General features: G+C 40.2%; 13 protein-coding genes. 5 read left to right on the top strand and 8 right to left on the bottom strand.

The genetic code is table 11. The annotated features are described in order from the left end of the window. Positions 1-56: 56 nt before the first annotated feature. The 3 genes from BM107_RS20205 (at position 57) to htpG (ending at position 3,854) form a co-directional block, all read left to right on the top strand. Positions 57-449: a response regulator gene (locus tag BM107_RS20205; RefSeq protein WP_090498477.1), complete on the top strand. Its 393-nt coding sequence runs from the start codon at positions 57-59 to the stop codon at positions 447-449. A 101-nt stretch (positions 450-550) separates the two neighbouring features. Then, entirely contained in the window at positions 551-1,291 is a 741-nt protein-coding gene (locus BM107_RS20210) for a DUF4241 domain-containing protein (protein ID WP_090986707.1), read from the top strand. Between the two features lie 676 nt (positions 1,292-1,967). Continuing rightward, positions 1,968-3,854 (top strand): molecular chaperone HtpG, encoded by a 1,887-nt coding sequence (htpG, locus tag BM107_RS20215; RefSeq protein WP_208864431.1) that lies wholly within the window; start codon positions 1,968-1,970, stop codon positions 3,852-3,854. Positions 3,855-3,992: 138 nt separating this feature from the next. Here the strand turns inward: htpG and BM107_RS20220 are convergent, their stop codons facing one another. Together BM107_RS20220 and BM107_RS20225 are read right to left on the bottom strand one after the other, a co-directional pair. Beyond that, the gene (locus BM107_RS20220) at positions 3,993-4,490 is read right to left on the bottom strand and encodes a type I restriction enzyme HsdR N-terminal domain-containing protein (RefSeq protein WP_090986709.1); all 498 of its coding nucleotides are present in this window, start codon (positions 4,488-4,490) and stop codon (positions 3,993-3,995) included. A 21-nt stretch (positions 4,491-4,511) separates the two neighbouring features. Then, a complete protein-coding gene (locus BM107_RS20225; RefSeq protein WP_090986711.1) occupies positions 4,512-4,886 on the bottom strand; it encodes a hypothetical protein in 375 nt (124 codons plus the stop codon). 375 nt (positions 4,887-5,261) lie between these two features. Here BM107_RS20225 and BM107_RS20230 point away from each other — a divergent pair, with 375 nt between their 5' ends. Next, positions 5,262-6,005 carry a LytR/AlgR family response regulator transcription factor gene (locus tag BM107_RS20230; RefSeq protein ID WP_090986714.1) on the top strand — a complete coding sequence of 248 codons (744 nt, stop codon included), beginning with the start codon at positions 5,262-5,264 and terminating at the stop codon, positions 6,003-6,005. Positions 6,006-6,242: 237 nt separating this feature from the next. On the opposite strand, the gene BM107_RS24770 is transcribed toward BM107_RS20230, so the two are convergent. Further along, positions 6,243-6,392, bottom strand: coding sequence for a hypothetical protein (locus tag BM107_RS24770; protein WP_159435287.1), 150 nt, complete (start codon positions 6,390-6,392; stop codon positions 6,243-6,245). Between the two features lie 55 nt (positions 6,393-6,447). Continuing rightward, positions 6,448-6,597 (bottom strand): hypothetical protein, encoded by a 150-nt coding sequence (locus BM107_RS24775; protein WP_159435288.1) that lies wholly within the window; start codon positions 6,595-6,597, stop codon positions 6,448-6,450. Positions 6,598-6,742: 145 nt separating this feature from the next. On the opposite strand from BM107_RS24775, the gene BM107_RS20235 reads away from it, so the two are divergent. After that, on the top strand, positions 6,743-7,858 hold the full coding sequence (locus tag BM107_RS20235; RefSeq protein ID WP_090986716.1) for a sensor histidine kinase: 1,116 nt from the start codon (positions 6,743-6,745) through the stop codon (positions 7,856-7,858). Here BM107_RS20235 and BM107_RS20240 read toward each other — a convergent pair. The 4 genes from BM107_RS20240 to BM107_RS20255 all read right to left on the bottom strand — a co-directional run bounded on the left by BM107_RS20240 (position 7,855) and on the right by BM107_RS20255 (position 26,736). Continuing rightward, positions 7,855-10,653, bottom strand: coding sequence for a lantibiotic dehydratase (locus tag BM107_RS20240; protein WP_090986718.1), 2,799 nt, complete (start codon positions 10,651-10,653; stop codon positions 7,855-7,857). The genes BM107_RS20235 and BM107_RS20240 overlap by 4 nt on opposite strands. Before the next feature lie 320 nt (positions 10,654-10,973). After that, positions 10,974-12,974 carry an OmpA family protein gene (locus BM107_RS20245; RefSeq protein ID WP_090986720.1) on the bottom strand — a complete coding sequence of 667 codons (2,001 nt, stop codon included), beginning with the start codon at positions 12,972-12,974 and terminating at the stop codon, positions 10,974-10,976. 71 nt (positions 12,975-13,045) lie between these two features. Continuing rightward, on the bottom strand, positions 13,046-14,047 hold the full coding sequence (locus BM107_RS20250) for a PorP/SprF family type IX secretion system membrane protein (RefSeq protein ID WP_090986722.1): 1,002 nt from the start codon (positions 14,045-14,047) through the stop codon (positions 13,046-13,048). A 38-nt stretch (positions 14,048-14,085) separates the two neighbouring features. Continuing rightward, on the bottom strand, positions 14,086-26,736 hold the full coding sequence (locus BM107_RS20255) for an Ig-like domain-containing protein (RefSeq protein ID WP_090986724.1): 12,651 nt from the start codon (positions 26,734-26,736) through the stop codon (positions 14,086-14,088). Positions 26,737-26,895: the final 159 nt, after the last annotated feature.

The raw sequence follows: 26,895 nt of genomic DNA on the forward strand, positions 1-26,895 counted from the left end.
AACATATCCGCGCAAACTTTTGTTATACTTTTAAAAGCATATAATTGCACACACATATGAAGAGAATATTGGTAGTAGATGATGATATTGAGGTTTTAGAAACCATACAATTGATCCTGGAAATTGGAGGGTTTAAAGTTTCGGCACTAAATGATGGTGAAGAAATTTTTAACAGAATTGAAAAATTCAGTCCTGATTTAATCTTACTTGATATTTCTTTAGGCCATATAGATGGCCGTGTATTATGTGAACAGCTAAAATCTATTGAAAGCACTTCTAAAATACCTATCCTTCTTATCTCCGGCTTATACGATCAAAAAGATTTTACAACCTTAAATTATGGCCAGGATGATTTTTTATCAAAACCTTTCCAAATGGATGTGTTGCTAAAAAAAATCACTAAAATCTTATCGCTGGAAGAAGATAAGCCAAGTTTTCTTTTAAATTAAACTCATTCAGATTTAAATATTCAGCCAAGAAGATCTTAAATTTTCTTGGCTTCTTTATTTACAGCACAAAATCATCTCTCAAAAAAATTAACCTGATATTAATGATACCAAGCAATGAATGGTTAAAAACCTGGAACGAGAAACGCGCATTATTAACCTGTCCCAACAACCTGAACGATTATTTTGAAGAAACAGCTGTGGCTGGCAAAAAGATAGATCGCCTTGAACTGGGAAGTGTATCTATCCCTACAGGAGAAATTCTGGTTAGAGATCCCCTGGTATATATCCAGAAAAATGCCGAGCCATATTTGATTAAGGTTCCTATTGGTGAATTTCCGGTAACAGCGGCTATTATTATTCCTGGCGACGATGATTGCGCGCGGTATGCTGCCGTTAAAGTGCAGTTTACAGCTTATGATGCCATTCGCTTTGAAGAAGCATTAATTGGCACAGAAAATCTGATTGATTTCAATGAAGGTGAATTTTTCGGTTTTAATGTGGATGCAGGCTTGGCTTGTGTACTGGATAAAGAAACTTTAAAACATTTCTGTGCGTTTCAGGATAAATTTCATAACGAACATCCAGGTAAAAACCTCTATGATGACTATTTCGCTGCACTTTTTGCAGCCAGCTATGCTGAGAACCCTGATTACCAACGTAAAGATGGTGATTGGATTAACTGGAAAATACCAGAGACTAATTATCATATTCCATTTTTTCAAAGTGGCTTTGGTGATGGCACTTACCCTGTTTATTATGGTTTTGATATAGAAGGTAATGTATGTTCACTGATTATCCAGTTTATAGATATTGAATTGGCCTATAGTGAAGAAGAGCAGTAATAAATACTTGTTGTCGGTGGGCCGTAAAAACCATGGTATTAAACTAACAAAAACTGAGCTTAACTTAAAATAAAGACGATAGAATCGGCGCCTTGAGTGGAAACCGCTCCTATTAGCACCAACACCAAATGATCTAAACCCGATGGCACAAATGCCCCCGATTTTTCATCGGGGCAGAAGGTACAGCGGGGTTAACGTGAATTGAAATACAGGTTTTGCTTTCCAAATCATAGTTTAAATTGTATAACAATAAAAACAACTAGTGGGTTGACAGCGTCCTTAGCTAAAATCCGTGCTTTAATAAAGTTGGCTAGCAAAATGCCCATACCATTCTTAAAAAAGATGTGTTCACACGATAGGATTTTTCATCCAGGGCAGAAGATACAGCGGGTTAAGATGAATTGAAATACAGGTTTTGCGTTTCAAATCATAGTTTAAATTGTATAACAATAAAAACGAATAGTGTTCTGAGGACACAGACTCCGGAATCACATTAAATTTCTACTGCGTTGCACTTCGTTCGAAGTGCCGATCGTCTTGAATCTTTACTAAAGAAATTAATCATTCTTTCTCCATCTCCCATTTTCCATCTTACATCTTACTGTCATTTTGGCAAACAAATTCTTTTGGAACAACCCTTGATATGCAGGATGTAGATTAAACAATTTATTTACATATGAGCATACAGGAAAAAGGAAATATTTCTATACATACTGAGAATATTTTCCCGATAATTAAAAAGTTTTTATACTCTGATAACGAAATTTTTCTTCGTGAATTGGTTTCTAACGCAGTAGATGCTGTTCAGAAAATTAAAAGACTTGCTTCATTAGGCCAGTTTAATGGCGAAGTTGGCGCACCGTTAGTACAAGTTGCGGTTGATAAGGATGCAAAAACCATTACCATTAGCGATAATGGTCTGGGAATGACGGCAGAGGAAATTAAAAAGTACATTAACCAGGTTGCTTTTTCTGGCGCAAGTGAGTTTGTAGAGAAATTTAAAGATGCGAAAGATGCCAACGAAATTATCGGTAAATTCGGTTTAGGCTTCTATTCGGCTTTTATGGTTGCTGATCTGGTTGAAATTGAAACTTTATCTTATCAGGATGGTGCTGAGCCTGCACGCTGGGTTTGCGATGGAAGTACAGAATTTGAAATTACAGCAGGCACTAAAACTACCCGTGGTACAGATATTATCTTACATGTAAACAAAGATTCGGAAGAATTTTTAGAAGAAAGTAAACTGCAGGAAATCCTTAACAAATACGCTAAATTTTTACCGGTTCCAATTAAATTTGGCACTAAAACCGAATCGGTAGAAGACGGTACCGATGAAGAAGGCAAAACTAAATATAAAGATGTTGAAGTTGATAACATCATCAATACCACTAACCCGATCTGGACAAAGGCGCCTGCAGATTTGTCAGATGAGGATTATTTAAAATTCTACCGTGAATTATACCCATTTAGCGAGGAACCATTATTCTGGATCCACCTGAATGTTGATTATCCTTTTAATTTAACCGGCGTACTGTATTTCCCTAAGTTGAAAAACGATTTCGAAATGCAACGCAACAAAATTAAATTATACTCCCGCCAGGTATTTATTACCGACGAGGTTAAAGATATTGTTCCCGAGTTTTTGATGTTATTGCACGGCGTAATCGATTCTCCTGATATCCCTTTAAATGTATCACGTAGTTTCTTGCAGGCCGACAGCAACGTTAAAAAAATCAATAACTACATTACTAAAAAGGTTGCAGACAAATTAAGTGAATTATTTGCTAAAGATCGCAAAGCCTACGAAGATAAATGGAAAGACATTGGTCTTTTTGTTAAATACGGCATGATCAGCGAAGAGAAATTTTACGATAAAGCCAAGGACTTCGCTTTAGTTGGCAATACTAAAAATGAGCTTTATACACTTCCTGAATATAAAGAAAAAGTAACAGCCTTACAAACGGATAAAAATGGAAATGTTGTGTATTTATACACTAACGACGCTGCAAAACAAGATGCGTTTATCCAATCAGCCAATAAAAAGGATTATGATGTTTTGGTGTTAGATTCGCCGATTGACAATCACTTTATTAATCAACTGGAGCAAAAATTAGAAAAAACATCAATTAAACGGGTTGACTCTAGTGTGGTGGATAAATTAATTGAGAAAGATGAGCAGAACGAGCATGTTTTAAGTGAGGATCAGGTGAAAGAGGTAACCGCTATTTTTGAAAAAGCCATTACCAAACCTGGCATGCATGTAGAAGTTGTAGCTTTACATCCGGATGAGTTACCAGTTACAATTACCATGGACGAATTTATGCGCAGGATGAAGGATATGGCTGCAATGGGAGGCGGAATGAACTTTTATGGTCAAATGCCCGACAATTACAAAGTTGCCATTAACGGAAACCATAAATTGGTAGGAAAAATTTTAAATGCTGAAGGAGAAGAGCAGCAAAACCTGGCTAAACAAGCAGTAGATTTAGCGCTTTTGGCGCAAGGTATGTTAACCGGAGCAGAGTTAACTGCTTTTGTAAGCAGAAGTGTAGAATTAATATAGTTTTATTATACTATCATTTTCAAGGGAGAAATCGGATCGGTTTCTCCCTTCTTTTTGATATAAAGACACAAAAAAAGTCCTGATCAGATCAAGACTTTTAAAGCATTTTCGAGAACGCTTAAAATAGTTTTAATAGGCTTAGCCAGCTGTTACAACATTTACTTTTTGATCTACATTAAAATAATCTTTGTGATCTTCGATCATTTTTGCAATGATAGCCGCTTTGGTATCGGTTATTTTAAACTCGAACAAAGGCTCTTGATTTTTCTTTGATCTCACCATTTTCTCCGTATAAAAGCGGTACACCAAACCATTGGTCAATAAACCATATTTGGCTTTTGTTTTACGGAAGTATTTAGATAAGCGCGAATCGTGAATATCCAAATTGTCATTGTGGTGTTTACATTCAACCAGAATTGTTGGCTCACCATCTTTCATAATGGTATAATCAACTTTTTTACTCTTTTTAACTCCGAAGTCTAGAACAGCGTCAGATTGAACCTCAGAAGGATCAAATCCTAAGATTTGGATAAAAGGCATAACCAACGCATTCCTGGTTAAATCCTCAGATTGAACTTGCGGAAGCATTTTCTTAATTCTTACGGCAAATTGCCCGATTTCGTCTTTCAATTCCATATTGTTACCTATTATAGATAGTTAATTTTTTAAATGATACTGGTTGAATACCGAATTTGCTGTAGCGATAATCTGATCTAAGCTTTGTTTATCAAAAAAGTTTCTGTCCAACATATCAACCATATAAGTCAATTTATTGATGTCATTTGTTTCCATCTTAAACTGAAAACTTCTCATACCATCTTTTATTGCCTGTTGTACATAATTACGTACAACCAGGAAAGATTTCCTGAAGGCATATTCACGCTCCAATTGGCCTCTAACAGGCTGCTGTCCGTTAAGATTGCTATATTCATTTTGCATTCTCTGGTACATGTCTGAGTTAATTCCTTGATTTTTCAGAATCCCCTTATAGTAGATCTTATTAAGTAAATATTCGTATTCGTTGTTTTTCATTTGGAGGATGGGTAGATGTAGGGAATATTTATTTGGTTTTCCGGTATTTCTTTTTTTAGGTTTTCACTATCAAACCCAGTATTGTATGGCCTGTTTTTAATATTATTATCTACAGGCTACACAAGATTGGGCAGGCAGATGTTTTTGCAATTAGTAACGTTTAACTACTAATCATTTGTTTTTGGCAAACAGTATAAAGATTATAAAAAGAAGAAGCGCTGTTAATTTTTTTACATCAACCACCCGGAATATTACACGAAACCCAGGTTTTCAATAGACAAAACCGGGAGATAAGTTTTTTTAAGGCGCAATTGTTAATTCAACTCATTTTTATTTAACTTGCATTCAAATCAAATAAACCCACAAATTCTACACATGAATCTAAAATGCGTTGTTATAGACGACGAGCAACATGCAATTGAAGTATTAACTGACCACATTGCAGAAATGCCTGGTTTAACTGTTTTTAAAACTTTTACCAGTCCTGTCCAGGCACTTACCGAAATAAGTATCGAAGACGAAATTGATTTATTATTTATGGATATTGATATGCCAGGAATAAACGGATTAGAACTGGCCAAAAATATCAGGGAAAAGGCGAAGTATCTTGTTTTTACAACTGCGCATCCCGATTATGCCCTGCAAGCATTTGATGTACAATCAGATCAGTACTTATTAAAACCTATTTCATTTGCAAAATTTGCATTAGGTATTGATCGGATATTAAAGAAGGAATCAAACAATAGCAACAAGGCTACAACGAAAGAAGCTGATCAGGTTGCCGCCCTTTATATTAAAGGCGACCACAAATATGCTTTTTCAAATATTGCTATAGATGAAATACTTTATATCAAAGCACTACAGAATTATATACAGATTATTACAAAATCTGAGATCCACACTACTTACCTTACGCTGAAGGAAATTGAAAAGGCCCTGGAAAATCATGCATTTATCCGTGTCAATAAATCAAATATTGTTGCCAAGGCAGCAATTAAGAAAGTAGACGGAAATATAATCAGGCTCATCAATAACGAGATGATACAAATAGGAGAAGGTTACAAAGAGGCTTTCTTCGCCTATGTACAGAGTAGTTTATTAAAATCGAACCGAAATTAATACCCTTCTGGTTTCTCACTAATAGGATAAGTGATGAAGTAAGAGACTACAATCCGAAGATGAAGCTAGTCATTACCGTGTGACTTTGGTCTCCTGTTGGGTTAGTGGAAAAGTTGTTTTTGGATTTAACGTTTTTATAAACAAAAACAGTCTTTTTAGCAAGTTTGCCTGTGTGCTGAGCTTTCATGGTAGCGATGTTTAAATATGATGATATAATATTGAATATCTTATTAAGAATTAAAATTCGATAATAAAGCTGGTCATTACCGTGTGGCTTTGATCTCCTGTCGGATTAGTAGAGAAGTTGTTTTTTGCTTTAACATTTTTATAAACAAAAACAGTTTTTTTAGCAAGTTTTGCAGCAGAATCAGTGTGTTGAACTTTCATGATGATGATGATGTTAAAAATGATGAGTTAACTATTAAAATGAGTTATTTTGAAATTAAAATTCGATAATAAAACTGGTCATTACCGTGTGGCTTTGATCTCCTGTCGGGTTAGTAGAGAAGTTGTTTTTTGCTTTAACATTTTTATAAACAAAAACAGTTTTTTTAGCAAGTTTTGCAGAAGGATTGGTATGTTGAGCTTTCATAATATATAGTATTTAAATTTTTGTTATTATCGTTGTGATTAATTTTCTGTAAAGATGCACCGCAAAATTAGCCCCAACTACTTTTTTACACCAACCCCTGTTTTTGGGAGATAAAAACCCCATTTTAATAGATTAAAAGAAAAAAATGAGCTTTTTACATTTAAAAAAATTCTACGAAAAGTATAAGTTTCACTTATTGGTATGGAGTCTTTATATCATTTATGAAGTATTTATTCTGGGTTTAGCTACCCATAGATTCAGAGAACCCGGAGCTTACCTGTTAGTTTATATTGTTAATATTTTTACCTTTTACGTGTACGGTTTTTTTCTAAAAAAAATACTCAAAACCGGATCCTTTCCCATAAAACTTCTTAAGATTGCCGCCCTTATTACCATAATCATTTTTGCATACGTTGTTTCTACCTTTCTGCTTATTATTTTGTTTGAGCAGATCGGGTTAATTGAAATAAATCCATCTAGATCGTTTAACATGGAATTTATACTTCCATGCATTTATCGCTCCATATTATATATTGGTTATTCTACCGGCTACATATACGTTGTTAAATCATTTCAGGATCAGAAAAAAGTAGAAGCCTTAGAACGGCAGAATCTGGTTACACAGATAGAAAAGCAGGCTTTGGAAAATGATCTTGTTCAATCGCAAAACAATTATCTGCGTAGCCAGATCAATCCACACTTTCTGTTTAATACCTTAAACTTCATTTATAACGATGCGCGCAAAAAGGCGCCTATGGCGGCTGATGCCATTATGAACCTGGCAGAAATGATGCGTTATGCGCTAAAACGCCCATCAGCATCAGAGATGGTTCCGCTGAGTGAAGAAATCGAACAGATCGAACACCTGATCAACCTCCATAAGCTCCGTACAGCTAATACCATTAATCTGGAACTTAAAGTAACAGGCGATATGTTTGGGATAAGATTTCCTCCGCTTATTTTATTGACACTGGTCGAAAATATATTTAAGCACGGAAACGTTTCACACTCTACCCAGCCGGCAATTATTAAAATTGCTTACGAAAATGACAAGTTGAATATCAGTACCATAAATATGATTAATGATAATAATGGCAAACAGACAGAAAGCCATCATGTAGGCATTGAAAATGTTGGCAAACGTTTAAGTAATTTTTATGGCAATGACTATGTCTTCAAGTATTATCAAGACCCGCTTAACCGTTATATTACTGAAATAGAGGTAACGGTAAATAACCCATTGGCCAGGCTAAACCGTTAAGTTCTTGTCGCATTTTGGCGCTGGATATCCTTTAGCAGAAAATAGTACATCACCATTTCATGTGTTCGCTGATCTTTGTTGAAAAGCCGGTTTACGTGCATATGCATTAAATCGGTCAATAACTTTGGTGCATTTTCCGCGCCACATTGTGCAAGGGTTTTGATCAACGAATCAGAAAAAGCATTAAACCACTGCTCCTGTTCTACAGTTAATGCTGTCCATTCGGTTTTCCGAAATTCCTGGTAATGAATATTTAGTTGCTTAAAATCGGCTGCATCCAACCTATGCTCTTCATTAAAGTTATCAGACATTAACCTCACGATCTTACTGATGGCCGAATTATCGATTATGTTAGATTTAATAACCTTAGAAAATAAAACACTACATAATCTATATTTATTAAAATCATCGGTTTGCGTTTCTAAAAGCGATAATACAAATCTACTGTCTATACCAAAGTGTTTCTCTACATCTTCGATTATATTACTGCCATAACGTTCCAGTTCGCGCTTATACGTTTTAAGTTGCACATCTGACACGAAACCCGAATTTACAAACACTTCCAGATCATCCATCAACTTTGATATCAACAACTGCCCACCATTTGGATTGTTGAGTTGAACCCTAAACCTAATGTGGTTTCCATTTTCGTTGTAACGGATAAAAAACCATGATTTTACCTGATCTGCATAAGTAATCAGGAAGGGTGCGATTACATCCATCAAAATCTCATCGCTCCTTTGCTGGTGGCAATAAATTTCGAAATACAGCCATTCTTTACCTGGCAGAAAAAAACGGGTAACACCTTCATCTGCGGATGTTTTAGCCAAACGCCTGTAAATTTGTTCGCCATGGCTGATGCTTAGAACAAACTGTGCGAAATAGGGCTTAGCGGCTTCATCAACCACAATGCTATTTTCAGGCATTATCACTTCTTCAACGTAAGTATTGCCCTGTTTTTGCACATACTGCAAAAAAGCATTTATATCATCGTCGTTGTTTAAGGCAAAGCACAAGGTCTGATCAGACATACCGGCTTTAAAATATTCACTTATGCCTAAATTTTTGAGGTATGATCTACACTCGGTGATGGAAAGCAATTTTTTATCGGTACCCAACAGCGCTTCTTTTTTAATTTTCCATTTGTTGCTGCTTAAAACAATATTCTGATATTGCAACCTTGGGTAGTAGTCAAGATCAGGAATAATGGCATCAAGCGGAAAGGAAAGACTGGTTTGCAAGCCCTGATGCTGCAAATCGCATAATAACCTAAATACAGAAAGGTCTGAACGGATATAATTATAGGCAGAGGCCATTCTTGGCACCAACCTTTTATTTAGTTGCCTGGAGCGAAGGATAATCTCCGTACCCTTAACTGAAATTTGTATATCATTTAATGCAAGTGGAACAGATGAGGTATCGAAATTTAAAATTGACAACTGATGCCCATAGATTAATTTCCGCCGGTTTACATTATCTACATTAGCTTCTACCATATAAGCCACATCAAAAAACAAAACATCGGGATTTGCCTCTTGTTCTGCAGCGGCAATGGCTTTTGCATAATTTGCTACACTTTCATCAGCCATGGTAAACCTTCCGCTTAAGGCGTTGGATGTAACTCCACCAATCTGTTCTACAAAAATCAGGTCATCATGAACCGACATGACCATGCTAAATGAGTTAGGTAAGGGCACCAGCTTCTGATGCTGTGGTAAATCAAGTTTGTTCAGATAAATAGTTTTATCTTTTTCAAATCTCTGTTCGGCAAGATGACTTTTTAATGCTGTTTTCAGATTTTCTGTTTCTTCTTTTTTAGCCGGCTTATTAATGAAACGTGTTATAAAACCGCTGTTTTGACCGGCTTGCTCCAATTCGTCGTAGCCTACGCCCATTTCAGGGTCTAGCGCCAGTAACAACGGTACTTCCTGATCTTCGAATTTCTTCTTAAACCTATTCCGAAACTGATCAAGGGCACCATGACCTTTTACTGGCATCATGTTATGTAATATACTGATCAAACCCGGAACAGACTGAAGCAAACGGTCATTGATGCATCCCGATAAAGCTCTACGTTGCGCAATAAGGTATTTTGGCAGATCTTCGGTGGCGGTTAGTCCCAAACGTTCAAAATAATCATCTCCTATAATATTGGGGTCGTAGTTGGTAAAAATGAGCTGTAGATCATGCATATCTTGCAGCAAGCCAAAGAGATTTTGCGTTTCAGTATCAGTTAAGCTTAGTTGGTTTAGTAAATCATTAAGTCGGACCGGCTTTAGGCAGGCAGCCAATATCTGTTGTACAAATTCGTTCTGATCCAACTCAGCCAGCTCAAAAACACCATCAGTGCAGGCAATATAACGGATACTATCCGGTGTTAAATAATAGCTGCTGTTACTAAATAGCAGACAGTTCTTTTGCAACAAATCTTGCAATGGCAGTTGAATATTATTCTTGTATGGCCAATCAATCAGCTCACGTATTTTCTGGTCTTCATCAATTACGATCCTACTTTCAGATGGCTTAATGGCATCGTTTAACAAACTGAAACCAGCAAACGTTCCATAAGGAGTCGACCGGAATTTTGCACGGTTAAAATATTTCCAAATGGTAAAATAAACCTTAGGCGGAAGATCATGGAGTTCGTTTGCCTTTACTTCTTTGATAGTTTCGTAAAAAGCAGCTGAAGATATGGAGATGGCAGACTTCAATTCCTCCCAACAATCTACCAGCTCGGATTGATATGAAAATTTAGGGGTTCTAAAAATTATGGTTGGTTGAATAGTCAGCTTCATTGCGTTAAAAGATAAGCCGAAAATTACAAAGATTAATTCAATTATTAATTTTCAGTTTAGAATTGGAGACGATCTGTTCAATTATTGATCTCCAAAACAACATCTGCAGGGATAATGAGCATTAAGTTTATAATTATTTTTTGTTCATGGCGGCTCGAGCCTGAAACAATTTATTGCAAAATGGTAATCGGAAACTGTAACTTTTCTAAATAGTAGATTGAAGATCCTACGCATAATCGCGTGGCTTACCAATAAATCAGGTGGCATAAAAAAGCCATCTCCATTTCAGGAAGATGGCTCAATTGGGATGATAACAAGTATTATTTCTTTATTACTTTAAACGCTGTTCTTCTGTTTTTTGCCCTTCCTTCAGGATTATCTTTTTTCTTGCGCTTTACAATAATTTCGTTCGGCTCAATAGGCATCGATTCTCCGTAACCTTTAGAAGTCATTCTAGCCGCAGCTATTCCTTTACTTTCCAAATAATCTGTACATGATTTTGCTCTTCTGTTCGATAAGTCCAGGTTGTATTCTTCTGTTCCGATATTATCGGTATGGGAACTCAATTCGATTTCCATTTGAGGATTATCTTCCATAATCGGAATGAGGAAGTCTAAGACTTTTTTGGAAGGCTCTGTAAGCTCTGCACTGTTAAATTCATAATAAATATTCTCCAAGGTTATGGGTATGCCCAGTTTAAAAGGACTCAAACAGTATTCTTTATCAAGCAGGGTATCTGCTTTTGCCAACTCCTCATAAAGATAGTTTTTAGTAACCGCGAAATAATTATCTTTTGCAAAAAGTAACTTGACCGGTCTTTTAGAGTCTACTTTAAACGTATAAATACCGTCAGAACCTGTAATCATCTTTTGCGATCCTTCTGCATTGGTCAAAGTTACATCGGCATCTGCCAGCGGTAACCTGGTTTTACAATCAGTTAAAAGACCGGCTATAGAAAGGTATTCTTTTTTCACTTCAAATACTTCCAGACAACAAGATGATTCGCGATCAGAACTAATGTAGCCTTTGGTTCCTTGGTCATCGCTAGCGGTAAAGTAAAGATCATCTTTTGACGAATTGAATGGAAAACCCAGGTTTTTTGGCTTAGACCAGTTTACCAGATCTCCTTCTGATTCAAAGAAATCGAGGCCACCAAAACCAACACGCCCATCGGTACTGAACAATAACTTTTTAGTTAGCGTATTATAATATGGCGCATGTTCATCATCTGCGGTGTTAATGTCTGGTCCAAAATTTACCGCCTGACCTAATGAACCATCTTCGCGGATGGCACAATACCAAAGATCGAATTTGCCGTAACCGCCACTTCTATCAGATGAAAAAAGCAGGAATTTACCATCGCTGGTAACAAAAGGCTGTGAAGAGTTGAAATCTTTACTATTTACCTGTAAACCAACCGGCTGTGGATCTGACCATTTTTCACCGGCTTTCCTTGACGAATAGATAGCATATTTTTCTTTATCCTTCCAGGCGGTAAAGTACATGGTATTTCTGTCAGGCGTAAAAGCAGCTGCAGCGATTTCAATATTTTTGGGAAAATTGATATCTACTTTTTTTACGTCAATTTCAGCCGAACTGAATTCTCCTTTAGTCGTATAAATGTTATTAATAAATGGGTTGGCTTTAGTTGATACCTGAATTTCTCCGGTAGCTGTTTTAACCATATCTCTTTTACTTCCTACTGTAACCGGGCGGGATGAGGTGAAATATAATTCACTATTGATTTTAACAGGTGCATAATTAGATCCCAGGCCATTTATACCGGCTGGAACTTTCTTAACCTGTATCATACGTGGGAAACGCATTTCTTCAATCGCAAACTTGCACGATTCTATTTCCTTTTTGGCATCTTTAGTTAAAGGATCTCCAGGATTTTTCTGGATGAACTGCTGAAAAGCATCAATAGCCTGGTTAAATTTTTTATTTGCCCTTAAGCTCTCGGCATAATAAAATAATGCCTTTTTGTAACGTGTATTGGTAAAGGTTATGGCAATAGCATAATATTTTTCAGCATCGTTAAATTCCCTATAAAGCCTGCTGGATTCCGCAAGATTATATATCGCCCCTTCATAATCTTCTATCACCTTATCATCAGTTGCCGATTTTCTTTCCTTGCCATAAGGCAAAACTACCTGACTGCTATCTCCAGTAATTTTTAATGCTTTTTTATAAAAGGTAGCTGCAGCATAATAATCCTTATTCTCGAAATAAGTATCTGCCACCTTTTTATAATTTACCACATACTGTGCGTTTGCAAAACCGCCAAATGCCAATAAAAAAAAGAATAATATTTTTCTCATCTTTCTAAACTTGTTTTCAATAGTGATAAAACGTCATGATTTCCAAGTCATAACCATATTATCCTGAATAATTATAAACGTGGACAAAAGAAGTTCGGACCAATTATACCATTACGGCCTATAAGCGATATGGAGAGTTCTAAACCACCATTACTGTTTGATGCACGATTAAAGGAAGAGGTATTTACGTCATAACTTAACCCGAAAACCATGTTTTTTAACTGTAAACCAACAAAAGCAATGGCTGCGTCTTTAATACGGTAGTTACCTCCGAACAAAATATTAGCGGATGGATTGACATTAAGTTGTGCATAAGCGCCTAATGACACTTCGTTTGTATTACCCTGATACATAAACAAGGCATTAGGTACAATATCCAATAGCTCTGACGCCCTGATGCGCGCACCACCATGTCCGGTAAAACGCACCGGAACGCGTGAGTTTGTACCTGAGAAACGATCCATAGGCCTGGTTAAATGTGCCGCACTAGCACCCAGGAAAACGTTAATGTTTCTGTTGGGATCGCCATCAAAAAACATGATACCGGCGTTTACGTCAGGAACCAAAGATGATTGAGATGAAAGTGTTTCTCCACTCATCATGCCTCCATCGTAACCCGTAATCGGATTAAACTGGTTACCAAACCTGGCCTGGGAGAAATCGAAACTACGGTTAATGATACCAGCCTGTAAGCCAAAGCTCACCATCTGCAGTCCTTCGGCACCAAACCTTAAACGGTACGAACCTGATACCAAAGCAGATAAATAGTTAAAATCCAACTCTCCCGCCCTTTGATTTAAAATGGTTGCACCAAATGCGAAGTTCTTTTTTGGAGCCATATCGAAAGATGCGCCGCCGGTTAAAAAAGAGCTGTTTAGTGCACTCCATTGTTGTTTAAAATTTACAGTTGCACGGTAATCGCCATCTATTACCCCGGTTAAGGCGGGGTTTAGGTATAATGGGTTTGCATAATATTGTGAAAAATGCGGATCAGTTTGTGCAAAGGACTTAGCTGTAAACAGCAACGATACCAGTACTGCAACATATATTTTTAAAGCCGATAGTATTTTCATGGTCTTTGATTTTATCTGTTTATTATTAATCCTTTTTCTTATCTAATCAGCGTTACTGTACCTTTTCTCATTGATGTTGTTCCGTTACTGAAGGTTATATCAACCATGTACACATAAACTCCATTCGGCTGATTTACTCCTTTGAAGGTTCCGTCCCATCCGTTTGCAACGTTATCTGACTGAAATATCAACTGGCCCCATTGTGTGTAAATACTCATTTTCGCGCTTGATATGGTATTACCGTAAATTAGAAATACATCGTTTTTACCGTCGTTATTTGGCGTAAATGCATTCGGTATATAAACCTGATCGCCAAAAGGATTAGCGGCTTTGCCGGTTGCCGAACCATTTTGGCTGGTCTGGCATTCGATCTGGCCTTTAGCCCTTACCAGGATACTTACACTTTGATCTGGTTTCAGGCCTGCTATAAGGTAAGTTGTTCCGGTTGATCCGCCCGTTGGGATAACCCAGGTTAAACCATTATTTAGTGAAACCTCGTATGCTGTAGCACCTGCTACCGCGGTCCATGCAAACGTTACACTATTAGCTGTTGTAGTTTGTACAACTACGGTTGGTTTTGCTAATACCGGCAACACAGTTATTGTAACAGCTGTTCTTGTTGCACTTGCACAGCCACCTGCTGCAATTGCTTCTACATAGTAGATTGTAGTCACATTTAAGTTTGGTGTGGTAAAAGCGGTGCCTTCTGCCAGCACTGTTCCACCCGAGCTTGCAGCATACCATCTGTATGCTAATCCTGCTACCGGATTATTTACTGTTAATATCGTTGAGCTACCTGCGCAAAGTGTTCCATTTGCCGCTGTTACCAATGCCGGTGCAACCGGTACGGGTAGTGCAATTACATTCACGGCTGTTCTGGATGATGATATACAAGTTCCATTTGCACCTTCAACATAGTAAGTGGTATTTGCATTGACCGCTGGTGTTGTAAAGTTTATACCTGTTCCAGCTGCCGTTCCACCTGCCGATGTAGTATACCAATTGTAGGCAACACCTGTTTGGGGATTCGTAACGGTTAATATTGCTGTACTTCCTGTACAAACGCTAACTGATGTAGCAGCCACCGTTGGCACCGAAGGTTTTGTATTGGCGGTGACCGTTACTTTAACGCGGCCACCGTTATTGGTACAACCGCCTGTTCCAATGGCTAAAATATAGTAATCTGTTGTTGTTAAAGCTGTTACATTAAATATTGTACCAGTAAACAGTAAATTACCACCAACTGCTGCATTGTACCACTCGTAAGTAACACCTGCCTGAGCATTGGTTATGGTAAGTGTTGCTCCGTCACCCGCGCATATCCCGCCATTTGGCACTGATACTACCGGATTATCTGGCGACGCATTTACCGTAATCACTACTGCCCTTGCTGTTGCAGACGTATTTTCACATCTGTTATCGCCTTTAACAGTTACGTAATATGTTGTATTTGCCGCTAATACCGGTGTCGTAAATACTGGCCCTGTAAATACCACCGTATTTAAAGTAGCATCGCTATACCAGGTAAATACCGGGTTGGTTACCGCTGTGCTCGTTGCAGCTAATGTTGCTGCAGTATTGCCACAAACTGAGGTTGATCCATTTACCGTAATATCCGCTGCTACAGCATTTGGGTTAACCGTTACGGTTACCGGTTTTGCATTAGCTGCCGTATTTTCACACTTATTGGTTCCTTTAACAGTTACATAATAAGTGGTAGTAGCGGTTAATACCGGTGTGTTAAATGTTGGTCCGGTAAAGGCTACACTGGTTAATGAGGCATCGTTGTACCAGGTAAATACCGGATTAGTTACCGTTGTTGAACTTGCATTGATTACGGCGGAACCAGAACCACACAGCTTGGGCGGTACAGATAAGGCAATATCTGCAGCTGTTGCACCTTCGTTTACAGTTACCGTTACCATTTTAGCGGTGATTGCTGAGTTTTCACATTTGTTATCGCCTTTAACCGTTACATAATAATTAGTTGTTGCAGTTAATGCAGGCGTGGCAAATGATGCACCTACATAAGCTACCGAAGTTAAAGCCGCATCGTTGTACCAGGTAAATGTAGGGTTAGTTACGGTTGTTGTACTTGCTACCAAAGTTGTACCAGCACCAGAGCATATTGTCGCATCAGCGGAAGCAACATCAGCAGCAGTAGCGACCGGGCTAACATTAATGGTGACTACTCTGGCTGTACCAGGCGCATTCTCACATTTATTATCACCTTTAACGGTTACATAATAAGTAGTGGTGGCAGTTAATGGTGGAGTGGTGAATGTTGCGCCAATAAAACTTACATTGGTTAAAGCTGCATCACTGTACCAGGTAAATACGGGATTAGTTACTGATGGAGATGTTGCGCTCAATACCGCTGATGATCCTGCACAGGCGATGGTACTTCCGTTGAGGATTATATCAGTAGTAGTAGCCAGTGGATTAACTGTTACGGTTACCGCTTTGGCATCTGCAGCACTGTTTTCACATTTATTAGCCCCCTTAACACTCACATAATAAGTAGTAGTGGCAGTTAAACCCGCTACCGTAAATGTTGGCCCGGTAAATACTGCGTTTGTTAATGAAGCATCGCTATACCAGGTAAATACGGGTTGAGTAACCGTAGTACTTGAAGCCATTAACATCACGGTAGAACCTGAACAGATTTGGGCATTGCTTACTGCAATATCGGCAGCTGTAGCAAATTCTTTAACGGTTACCGTAACAATCTTAGCACTTGCAGCTAAATTCTCGCATTTATTATCCCCCTTTACAGTTACATAATAGTTAGTAGTTGCATTAAGCGCAGGAGTAGTAAAGCTAGCACCTACATAAGCTACTGTAGTTAAATTAGCATCGCTATACCAGGTAAATACAGGATTGATCACCGATGTTGCTGAGGCAGATAGTGCAGCTGGAGATCCTTTACAGATTGAAGTAAACCCGCTAATGGCAATGTCTGAGTCAGTGGCTGAAGGATTAACGGTAATGGTGATTGATTTTGCATTAGCCGCTGTATTTTCACATTTATTATCTCCTTTAACCGTTACATAATAGGTGGTTGTTGCTGTAAGTACCGGAGTAATGAAATTAGCACCGGTAAATGCTACTGTAGTTAAAGCTGCATCACTGTACCAGGTAAATACCGGGTTGATTACGGTTGTACTTGTTGCATTTAAGGTAACTGAAGCTCCACCGCAAACGGTACCTGTTCCAGCCAGGTTAATGTCAGTTTGGGTAGCTGCAGGGTTTACGGTTATCGTAACCTCTTTTGCGTTACCTGCAGCGTTTGCACATTTATTTGTTCCGCTAACCGTAACATAGTATTTAGTGGTTGTGGTAAGCGCTGGCGTATTAAATACCTGCCCTACATAAGCAACCTGTGTTAATGCCGCATCAGAATACCAGGTAAATACCGGACTGGTTACAGTTGTACTGGTAGCCGTAAGCACTGCAGTACCAGCAGCACATAGTGATGTCGTTCCGGTTACGGTTACATCAGTAGCTAATGCGGATGGATTAACCGTAATGGAAACTTTTGTACGCGTTGCGTTTGAACAACCTGTTCCACTTACCGCTTCAACATAATAATCATATGTTCCTGCTGCAAGAGATGCAGATGTAGTAAAACTACTATTGTTTGTTACCAGCAAATTTCCAGCTACCGCAGCATCGTACCAGTTATAAGTTACCCCTGCAACGGCCTGTACGCTTAAAGTAGCAGATGAACCGATGCAGGTTGAGGTTGGATTGGTAGTTGATGGAAGTGGTGGTGCCGGTGGCGTTACAATGATTACAGTTACTTTGGTTCCAGGGGTTTCACAACCATTAGCCGTAGCAGTTACTGAATAAACATAAGTTCCCGCAGCCAAAGCAGGGTCTGTTGTAAAAATTGCGCCATCTTTGCCTGCCTGATAAGTGGTTCTCAGGTACCATTTATACACCACACCTGCCTGCGGGTTCTGCACACTTAAAGTTGCTGATGATCCTTGACAAGCACTAGCAGTAGCTGCTGTGATGGTTGGCGCAGTAATTACCCTTTGGGCGTAATCTAGATTAACAGAAGTTAACGCACCAAGAAGTCCGGAGTTTAACCTTAGTTCCATGCCGTCAAATCTACTGGTTGGTACCAAAGTTATTATCGCCGATGTTCCGCCAGATAATAATTGTAAGTTGATTAATGGGCTAGCTATTGAAACCGCATCATTATTGCTGGCTGAACCCTGGAAAGTGGTTATCGTTAAATTAGATAATATACCTGCTGAAAGCAATGTACCAGGAGCGGTAATTTTCACTCTTAGTGTATCGCCAATGTTTGATAATCCTGTAAAACCAACCTGATGATAAACAGAAGCACCTAAGAATCCCGCTGGAATAACCAGACTGGATCCGGTATTGATGTCGTTATCGACCGCAAAGGTTGGGTTGAAAACTCCCGCCGATACGGCTACACCTGTTACGCCAGTTGCAACTGTTGTTGTAGCTACCCCACAAGGAGTAGTTATCGGGTTACCGTTAGGAATTACCGTAACCGTTACAGTTGCCCTGCTGGTCGCAGTACAGCCACCCGGAATAGTTGCTTCTACATAATAGGTAGTGGTTGTGCTTAATTGTGGTGTTACATAGGTTTCGCCAGTAAATACCGGAGCTGTTCCGTTTGCTGTAGTATACCAGTTAATGGTTGCTCCTGCTGTACTTGATGTTGCCTTTAATACGGCCACAGACCCTTCACTAATGGTAATTGATGGAGGTGTAATTACCGGAACATCAATGGTTCCCAAAATAATTTTGGCTTCAGTTCTTGCTGATGAACTGCCGCAGGCATTTACTGCGGCAACAAAATAACTTCTATCAGCTGCAATTAATGGCGTTGTAAAATTGTCGCCAGTAAATAAGATGGTTGTTGAGGTTGCGGTATCGTACCAGTTATAGGTTGTGCCTGCAATTGGATTTTTAACCTGAAGCGTAACCGATGTATTCGGACAGGTATTAACAGATGCTGAAAGTAAATCTGGCGCTACCGGTGCCGGGTTTGTGGTTACATTAATTAAAGTTTTGTAGCTTATACAACCCGTAGCAGAAACCGCGGCAACGTAAAACTTCGTATCGCCTGTTAATACCGGTGTGGTGAATATGATACCATCTTTACCGGTTAAATAGGTACCCGAAGCATCGTACCATCTGTAAGTTAAACTTGCCGACGGGTTACTTACTTCAAGCTGCGCAGTCTGGCCAACGCAAGCGGTAACATTTGCTGATGCTACAGCAGGCGCGACAAGAATTCGCTGTGCATAATTTAAGTTAATAGATGTTAAGGCACCCAATACACCTGAGTTTAACCTAACTTCTACCCCATCGAAAACATTTGTTGGCACAAAAGTGATTAAGGCCTGGGTATTACCACTCAACAATTGAATATTGAGCAGGTTATCATTTAACAATTTGGAATCGCCATTGCTGTTGGTGCCGACATAAGAAGTAATTGAAGCGTTTCCTAAGAGCGAAAGTGATAACAGTTTTCCTGGTGATGAGACCAAAACGCGTACCGTATCTCCAACTTTGGATAATGACCCAAAACCAACTCTTTGATAAACAGAGGCACCGAGTGCTCCAACAGGCATCACCAAAGAAGAAGCCGTTTGCGTATCGTTATCAATAGCCAATGTTGGGTTAAACACACCTGCTAATAAAGCTACACCTGTAACGCCACCAATCTGTGTTGTTGCGGCCTCGCATGGTACAGGGTTTGGAGATCCGTTTCCATCAACAGTAATGGTAACCTGAACACGGCTTGCTGAAGTACAACCGTTAGTAGAAACCGATTCTACATAGTAAGTTGTAGTAGCCAATAAAGGCGGTGTAACATAAGTAGCACCTATATAAACAGGCGTAGTGGAGGTATTTGAAGTATACCAATTGAAAGTATGGGTAGGATCTGCAGAACTGGCTGTTAAAATTACAGTTTGTCCTGTGCTTACTGTTGATGAACTTGCGGTTACACCAGGTAAAGCCGGGCGAGGATTTACCGATACAGCTGCGGCAGCACGTGCGGCACTTGTACAGTTCCCTTGCGCAGCCTCTACATAATAAGTAGTAGCAGCTGTTAATGCCGGTGTTGAAAATACTGCACCTGTAAAAATCAGGTTTCCTCCTGTTGCAGCATCATACCATCTGTAGGTTATTGAAGCATCTGGATTAGCAACCGCTAAGGTTGCTGACGAACCCTCACAAACATCTGCAATAGTTGCCAGCACCGGCGTTGGTAATGCTGGTGTAACGGTAACAGTTACCGGAATTCTACTTGTATTCGGGCAACCAGCTTTGCTTACCTGGATATAATAAGTTGTAGTAGCTGTTAACGCTGGCGTGGTAAATGTTTCGCCAGTGGCCAGTTGTGTCCCACCAGTTGCTGCATCGTACCAGGCCAATGTTGTACCGCCGTTTGCCGTTGCAGTTAATGTTGCCGTACTTCCCGAACAAATGGTTTGAGCACCGGCGGTTACTGCCGGACCAGGATAAATTACGTTAGCACCATAAACATCCAGGCTGGTTAAAACAGTAGCCAATGCACCGAAACTAACCTGTACCCGATCATATGTACCACCTGCCAATATCGTTGCTGCAAAACGGTTACCTGATAGAAGTCTGAGACTTAACAATCCGCCATTTAACTGTGCTGTTTTTACAACTGTACTACCATTTAACACGGTAACAGTTACGTTATTTAACAAACCTAAGTCTGCCAAACCGGTAGGCAAGGCTAAATCTAAACGAATACTATCTGTAGCTGTTCCGGCGGTAGGGAAAATCAATTGCTGGTAACCCGATCCGCCTACACCTGCTGCAAGCGATATCCTGGTGAAATTATTAGGGTCTGCATCAGTAGAGTTTCCTGCACCGGTTATACCGCATAATAAACAGATTCCATTAATTCCGGTGTTTTGCGCATTGGCTGCGTTACATGCAGTACCACCGCCATTATTTAACACCGTAACCGTTACCGGCACACGGCTTGCACTTTTACAACCGCTGGCATTTGTAGTTTCTACATAATAGGTGGTAGTAGCAGACAGTGTTGGTGTGGTAAATGACGAACCCGCACCTACCTGTGTTCCACCTGTAGCAGCATCATACCATTGAATGGTATTTCCAGCATCAGCTGTTGCTAACAATACGGTAGACTGCCCGGCATTAATTACCTGGCTGTTGGTAGTTACCGTAGCCGCAGTTGCCGGTGGGTTAACCGAAACACTAACGGAAGTTCTCGAACTTACTGCAGTTCCAGATACTGCCTCAGCATAAAATACAGTTGAGGCGTTTACTGCGGGCGTTACAAAAACACCTGTATTATTGGTAACTAATGGTGTACTTCCGGTAGAAGCATACCAATTATAACTTACGCCGGCCTGCAAGTTACCAACGCTTAACGTCGCTGAACTTCCGGCACAAACCGTTGCTGCAGCAACTACAGGAGCATCAACCGTAACAGTTAAACTGTATGCAGTTGTAGCTTTGTTTCCGTTAGCATCTGTTGCCGTTAAAGAGATGGTAAAAGTTCCGCCTAAAGCTGGCGTTCCTGTGATTTCCCTTGTTGTAGTATTAAAACTTAAGCCCGGGGGAAGGTTTGTAGCCAGGTAAGTATATGGCGCTGTTCCACCTGTTACTGCTGGCAAAGTTTGTGTTGGGTAAGGTGTACCCACAATACCGTTTGGCAAAGTTGCACCTGGTAACGATAATACACCTATTACTTTAAGTGCATAATTATTACCTGCTGTTCTGCCCTCACTATCTGTTGCGGTTACAGCGATCGAATAATTTCCAGCCTGTGCAGGTGTTCCGGAAATTGCTCTTGTTGCCGGATTAAAAGTCAATCCAGCGGGCAGATTGCTTGCTACATAAGTGTAAGGACCAACACCACCAGTTGCAGATGGCAAGGTTTGCGTATCATAAACTGTTCCCTCAGTTCCGTCAGGCAAAGTTGCTGCTGGCAATAATAGTGGATCAACCACTACTATTGCATAATTAGTGGTTATTGTTTTTCCATCAGCATCGGTTACCGTTACGGCTACCGTAAAAGTTCCTGATTGTGTTGGTGTCCCGGTAATTTCTCTTGTAGCGGGGTTAAAAGTTAATCCCGGAGGAAGACCAGTTGCCGCATAAATATAAGGACCGGTTCCGCCTGTTGCAGATGGAATAGTTTGAGTAGGGTAAACGGTACCGGTAGTTCCATTGGCTAAAGTTGCCGCAGGTAAAACCAATGGGTCGGTTATTTTAAGTGTGTAGCTCGCCGTAACTGTATTGCCATTGGCATCAGTTACCGTAACCGGAATGGTAAAAGTTCCGGTCTGGGTTGGCGTACCTGTAATTTCTCTTGTTGCAGGACTAAAGGTTAATCCTGGCGGAACACCGGTAGCGGAATAAGTATAAGGACCTGTTCCTCCGGTTGCAGCAGGAATCCCATTGGTGGTATAAGTTGTACCTGTTACGCCGTTAGGCAATGCACCCGGAGCTAATGCCAATGCTGGGGTTACGGTTAGCGTAAATGTTGCTGTTGTGCTACAGCTTTTTGTATCTGTTACTACAACATCGAATGTTGGGTTACCTGTTGCAGTTGGCGTGCCGCTTAACAGACCATTAGCTGATAAAGTGAAACCTGCTGGTAAAGAACTACCTGCAGCCAAAGCATAAGTATAACCTGGTGTTCCACCGGTAGCTATCGGAAGTTGTTTACTATAGGGCGAGGCAATGGTTGCATTGGTTAAAGCAGTACCAGTAAATACAATTGCCGGATTAACAGTAATAACCACCGGAACCCTTGTGGTATTTGAACAATTTCCCTTACTGACCTGAACATAATAAGTTGTTGTAGCGGTTAATGCAGGCGTGGTGAAGTTTGCGCCTGTACCCACTTGATTACCGCCTGTCGCAGCATCAAACCAGGCTAAAGTAGTGCCACCATTTGCAGTTGCGCTAATTGTTGCCGTACTGCCTGCACAAACAGATTGTGCACCGGCTATAAATGTTGGATTGGGATAAACTATTGTCGCTCCATAAATATCCAGGCTGGTTAAAGCGGATGCAAGTGCACCAAAGCTTACCTGAACCCTATCGTAAGCCCCGCCCGCTAAAACAGTTGCCGTAAAACGGTTGCCTGATAACAGTTGAAGACTCAGCAATGCACCATTTAATTGAACTGTTTTTACAACCGTGTTCCCATTTAATATGGTAACAGTTATATTATTTAAAAGACCAACATCAGCTAAACCTGTTGGTAAAGCCAGGTCTAAACGGATACTATCCTCAGCAACCCCGGCAGTTGGGAAAATTAATTGTTGGTAGCCTGTTGCCGTAACCCCCACAGCAAGAGAAATTCTGGTGAAGTTATTGGCATCAGCATCAGTAGAATTACCTGCACCATTTACAGCACATAATAAACAGATCCCATTAATACCCGTATTTTGACTGTTTGCTACGTTACAAGCTGTTGCGCCACCACCGTTAATTACCGTTACAGTAACGGGAACACGGCCTGCACTTTTACAGCCATTGCTGCTTGTGGTTTCTATGTAATAGGTTTTCGTTGCCGTTAAAGCTGGCGTTGTGAATGAAGGCCCCGTTCCAACCTGCGTACCTGCTGATGGAGCATCAAACCAGGCGATGGTATTTCCAGTATCAGCAGTAGCGGTTAAAGTGGTAGTTTGTCCGGAGTTGATGACCTGGTTATTAGTGGTAACGGTTGCTAACGTTGCCGGTGGGTTAACTGAAACGGTAACCGATGTCCTGCTGCTAATTGCTGTTCCAGAAACGGCTTCAACATAAAATACAGTCGATGAGTTTACTTCCGGTGTTACATAAGTACCATTATTGCCAGTTGCCAATGGTGCACCTCCTGTTGATGCATACCAGTTATAAGTTACGCCTGCCTGCAGGTTACTTACCGTTAAAGTAGCTGCGCTTCCGGTACATACGGTAGCTGAAGCCACAACCGGCGCATTTACCGTTACAGTTAAGGCGTAAGTGGTAGTTGCCTTATTGTTGTCAGCATCTGTAGCCGTTAAAGAAATATTATAGATTCCACCCAATGTTGGTGTGCCGGTAATCTCTCTGGTAGTTGAATTAAACGACAGTCCCGGCGGAAGGTTTGTTGCCGCATAGGTATATGGAGAGGTTCCACCGGTTACAGCCGGTAAAGTTTGCGTTAGGTAAGAAGTACCGACAATACCGTTAGGTAAAGTTTTGGTTGGTAAGGTTAAGGTACCGTTTACTTTAACAGGATAATTGTTACTGGCTATCTTACCCTGGCTATCAGTAACGGTAACAGCAATAACATAATTACCTGCCTGTGTTGGTGTACCTATAACCTCCCTGGTGCTTGCGTTAAAAGATAGTCCGGCAGGAAGATTGGCACCAGCATAAGTATAAGGCCCCACACCACCGGTGGCGGCCGGTAAAGTTTGCGTAGCATAAACTGTTCCTTCTGTTCCATCTGGCAGGGTTGCAGCAGGCAAAAGAAGCGGATTGTTAATGTTAATTGTATAATTGGTGGTAACCGTTTTTCCGTCAGCATCAGTTACCGTAACGGTTACAGTATAAGAACCAACAGTTGTTGGCGTACCGGTAATGGCCCTGGTTGATGAATTGAAAGTTAAACCCGGAGGGACACCGGTTGCCGAATAAGTATAAGGCGTGGTTCCACCTGTTGCGCCTGGTATAATCTGCGTAGTATAAACTGTTCCGGTAGTACCATCAGCTAAAGTTGCTGTTGGTAGTAATAATGGATCGGTTATTTTTACGGTATAATTAGATGTTAGTGTATTACTGTTTGCATCAACAACCGCAACTGGTATCGTATATGTTCCAGGCTGGGTTGGTGTTCCGGTAATTTCTCTTGTTGTTGGATTAAAAGTTAAGCCTGGAGGAACCCCTGCTGCGGTATAAATATACGGTCCGGTTCCACCGGTTGCAGCGGGAATGGTTTGTGTTGGATAGACTGTTCCTGTTAAACCATCTGGCAATGCACCTGGGGTAAGAACCAATGCAGCCGTAACTGTTAAACTATAAGTTGCAGTTGCTTTACAGCCTTTGGCATCAGTTGCTACGACAGAAAAACTATAGGTATTCGCTACCGTTGGGGTTCCGGTAATTGCGCCGGCCGATGATAAACTTAAACCTGCCGGCAACGTACTGCCTGGCGCCAAAGCATAAGTATAGCCTGCAGTTCCACCTGTGGCGGCATCCAATTGTTTAGAATAGGCGAAACCTGGCGTGGCATTGGTTAAAGTAGCGCCATTGAAAATAATTTGTGGATTTACGGTAATCACAACCGGTATCCTTGCCGATTCGGCTGTACAGCCTACCCTTCTGGCAGCGACATAATAAGTTTTATTAGCGTTCAGCGCAGGTGTAGTAAAAGTGCCATTAAAAGCAACCGTTTGTAATGCGGTTCCGCCTTCTATTTCTTCATACCACCTCAATTCGTTAGTATTGGGCGTAGTAGCATTTAATGCCACAGTATTGTTGTAGCATGCAGCAATCGCTGTGCTTACTGGCGTTGGCCTGCCTGCAGAACGGATTACACCATATAAATTGATGGTTTGTGTAAGGTTTAAAGCAACTACTGAACCGAGCGTAACCTTCACCCTATCGTAAACTACATTGGCACCTGGAGAAAAAGGTATTGATACTGGCTGCCCACTATTGAGTAAGCCCAATAAATCCAGGTTTAATAAACTTGCGGCCGAACCGGTATATACCTGAGTACCGTCATTGTAGGCTGTTATAGAAATATTTTGTAGCAGCCCCGCCGTTAACAATGCAGGTGAAGCACTGATCCTCAGGTTAATATCATCGCCAGGATTTGACGGTGTTGCAAAATAGAAATTTTGGCTAATGGATGATCCCACGCCAAGTACTCCTAAACTCAGTTGAGAAAAATTATTTGAATCTGAATCAATTGCCCTTTCGCTATTGGTTACGCCTGAGCTGCCTAATTGTAAGGCATCTAGTGTAATTCCGGTTCCTTCAAATCCTGTAGCAAATGCCTGTGCACAGGGATCGGTACCTGAGGTATAAAAAGCATAATAAACCTTTGTATTATTAGCCACCGAAACCAGAAGTGCATTGGTTACATCTTTAACAAATACCCGATCATAAGCCTGTGTAGGCGTTATTGCAATGTAAAAGAAACCATTTGCATCTTTCACCAACCGCAGATTTTCTGAAGAAAATCCGTCAACACTGCTACCGCCTGTCGGAGGAACTACCGAAGCACCATTTCTGGCACCTACCTGGAAAGAATGGTTTCCCAAAACCACCGTTCCGCCTACGTTAGCCAGCAAGGTTCCTAAACTCCCCCCCAACAACCTGTTCAGCACATCGGCATCAAAATCTATCCTGATATAAGATGTAATTCCAGCAGCAACAGCAGCCGGATATTTTAATTCCAACTCGCCACTATATGACCCAATTCCAACCGCAATTCCACCATATGAGTTAACAGTAGCGAAAGTGTTATTGTCTAAAGTTGCATTGATTGCATTATCTACTCTGCTTTGAGCAGATACTGTATTTGCAAAAATTTTAGTCTGCGCATACGATTGAGTAGAGAAGAGCGTTAATACAATGATGACTGCAATATATACATTGCGGATTATCCCTAAGCGGGTCAATAAAGTAAAATTTTTCATCATATCAGGCGTTATTTAGGAGACTTACGATGTGCTAAATGCCCTTGTTTGGTTGTTTTTCCCAAGTGCATTATATAATCATGACAAATCTAAATTTAGAATAGCTACCTCCCTTATCCATTGCTATTCATTTTTATTATGCCTCATTTATTCATTTTATTC

This window comes from Pedobacter suwonensis, assembly GCF_900111825.1.
GTDB classification, from domain to species: Bacteria; Bacteroidota; Bacteroidia; order Sphingobacteriales; family Sphingobacteriaceae; genus Pedobacter; species Pedobacter suwonensis.

Excerpts from the sequence above, each read along its gene's own strand:
- BM107_RS20205 (WP_090498477.1), top strand. The coding sequence starts at position 57 with ATGAAGAGAATATTGGTAGTAGATGATGATATTGAGGTTTTAGAAACC.
- BM107_RS20210 (WP_090986707.1), top strand. The coding sequence starts at position 551 with ATGATACCAAGCAATGAATGGTTAAAAACCTGGAACGAGAAACGCGCA.
- htpG (WP_208864431.1), top strand. The coding sequence starts at position 1,968 with ATGAGCATACAGGAAAAAGGAAATATTTCTATACATACTGAGAATATT.
- BM107_RS20220 (WP_090986709.1), bottom strand. The coding sequence starts at position 4,490 with ATGGAATTGAAAGACGAAATCGGGCAATTTGCCGTAAGAATTAAGAAA.
- BM107_RS20225 (WP_090986711.1), bottom strand. The coding sequence starts at position 4,886 with ATGAAAAACAACGAATACGAATATTTACTTAATAAGATCTACTATAAG.
- BM107_RS20230 (WP_090986714.1), top strand. The coding sequence starts at position 5,262 with ATGAATCTAAAATGCGTTGTTATAGACGACGAGCAACATGCAATTGAA.
- BM107_RS24770 (WP_159435287.1), bottom strand. The coding sequence starts at position 6,392 with ATGAAAGTTCAACACACTGATTCTGCTGCAAAACTTGCTAAAAAAACT.
- BM107_RS24775 (WP_159435288.1), bottom strand. The coding sequence starts at position 6,597 with ATGAAAGCTCAACATACCAATCCTTCTGCAAAACTTGCTAAAAAAACT.
- BM107_RS20235 (WP_090986716.1), top strand. The coding sequence starts at position 6,743 with ATGAGCTTTTTACATTTAAAAAAATTCTACGAAAAGTATAAGTTTCAC.
- BM107_RS20240 (WP_090986718.1), bottom strand. The coding sequence starts at position 10,653 with ATGAAGCTGACTATTCAACCAACCATAATTTTTAGAACCCCTAAATTT.
- BM107_RS20245 (WP_090986720.1), bottom strand. The coding sequence starts at position 12,974 with ATGAGAAAAATATTATTCTTTTTTTTATTGGCATTTGGCGGTTTTGCA.
- BM107_RS20250 (WP_090986722.1), bottom strand. The coding sequence starts at position 14,047 with ATGAAAATACTATCGGCTTTAAAAATATATGTTGCAGTACTGGTATCG.
- BM107_RS20255 (WP_090986724.1), bottom strand. The coding sequence starts at position 26,736 with ATGATGAAAAATTTTACTTTATTGACCCGCTTAGGGATAATCCGCAAT.